Origin of the sequence: Pseudomonas sp. P20 (assembly GCF_016463925.1) — a bacterium.
GTDB classification, from domain to species: domain Bacteria; phylum Pseudomonadota; class Gammaproteobacteria; order Pseudomonadales; family Pseudomonadaceae; genus Pseudomonas; species Pseudomonas aeruginosa.
Genome location: NZ_JAEMVM010000071.1, coordinates 1 through 1,301, shown reverse-complemented (window position 1 = coordinate 1,301; position 1,301 = coordinate 1). Strand labels below are relative to the sequence as shown.

The 1,301-nt window shown below is 63.0% G+C and carries 1 protein-coding gene; it reads right to left on the bottom strand.

What is annotated here, in order from left to right; genetic code table 11:
* On the bottom strand, positions 1–1,093 hold a 1,093-nt coding region (locus JHD77_RS33340; protein ID WP_199506556.1), incomplete at its 3' end, for a DEAD/DEAH box helicase family protein.
* Positions 1,094–1,301 lie beyond the last annotated feature (208 nt).

The window sequence follows — 1,301 nt, the reverse complement described above, 5'->3', positions numbered from 1 at the left end:
CCATGGCCTGGCCCTGGGCCGAGCCGCTGTTCTTGTACTCATGTCCCTCGTCCACCACCAGCAGGTCGAAGTAGCCATCAGGTAGGTAGCGCTTGATGAACTCGGTCGGTTGGTAGCCGCCTTCACCGAAGCCGAACTCGATATTTGCCATCGATCGCTCCATGCGTTTGGCCTGCCGATCGCTGAAGACGAAGTTGCCCTTGGCGTCCATCAGGTTGATGAACTCCGAGACGTTGTCCACCAACATCGTGGCCAGGAAGTCCTCGCCGAAGTCGTTCAGCAGGCGCTCCGCCCTGACCGGGCCGATGGTTGGAATCCGACACATCGACGTGAGGATCGTTGCGCGCCGGTTGCCGCCGTCAGGCTTGCCTGGCCGGATCAGTGTCCAGAGTGCCCCACGACAGGAGGAACAGGTACGTCGACGGTCACCACGCTCGAACTCCTCCACCGTGACCAGGTTGCCTTCCAGGTCCTCGAGGACCTGGCCGCAATCCGGGCACGCAGCGAGCAGTTGGCCGCCGGCGGCGCGCTTCTTCCAGCAGGCGAGCCACCAATGGAAACCCATCCGCATCCGCACGCGGCCGAGGATGAAGAACTCCTGGCGTCCGTCGTAGGCGTCGCCCATCTGATCTCGTAGCTTGAGCAGCTTGAGCAGAGTGTCCGGGCCGTTGAGTACCCAGACGCGAGCGTCTGGGATGGTCTCCAGTATTTCGCGGCGCCACTTGTAGACCAGGTGCGGCGGAGAGACGACCAGGGTCCGGCGATAGCCGGCCGCATGCATGACCGCTGCGACAGCGATGGCCATCATGGTTTTCCCGGTGCCCATCTCGGCGTTGATGATTCCGGCCTGCTCGTTACGGTCCAGCAGCAGGGCGGTGATGGCCTGGACGACCTCGGCCTGGGCCGCGAAGGGCTTGCGCTTGAGTCGGTCCATCACCAACTGGCGGTGAGCGTTATCGGAGCCGGTATAGACCGGGGGGTTGGAGCGATTGAGCGACTCCAGGAGCTCGTCGCCGAACTCGTCGATGAAGTCGGTCAGGTTGATGTTCAGGGGGAAGGCGGCCAGGGCGGCCGGTTGGGTCTGAGCGTTCATGTGCATCTCCTGCGGGTGAAGGAAGAAAGCAGGGCATGCACGTCCCTTTCGGGTATCGGCATACCCTGCAGGGTGGAGTGGATGGAATCGCCGTGGGGGCGAGGTCAGTAGTCGCTAGGGAGCAACAGGGTGGTCGAACTGCGATTGGCCTCAGTGATGATCCAGAGCCTGGATTCGCCGCCGGCGTCGATGTCGTAGGACGACAGCA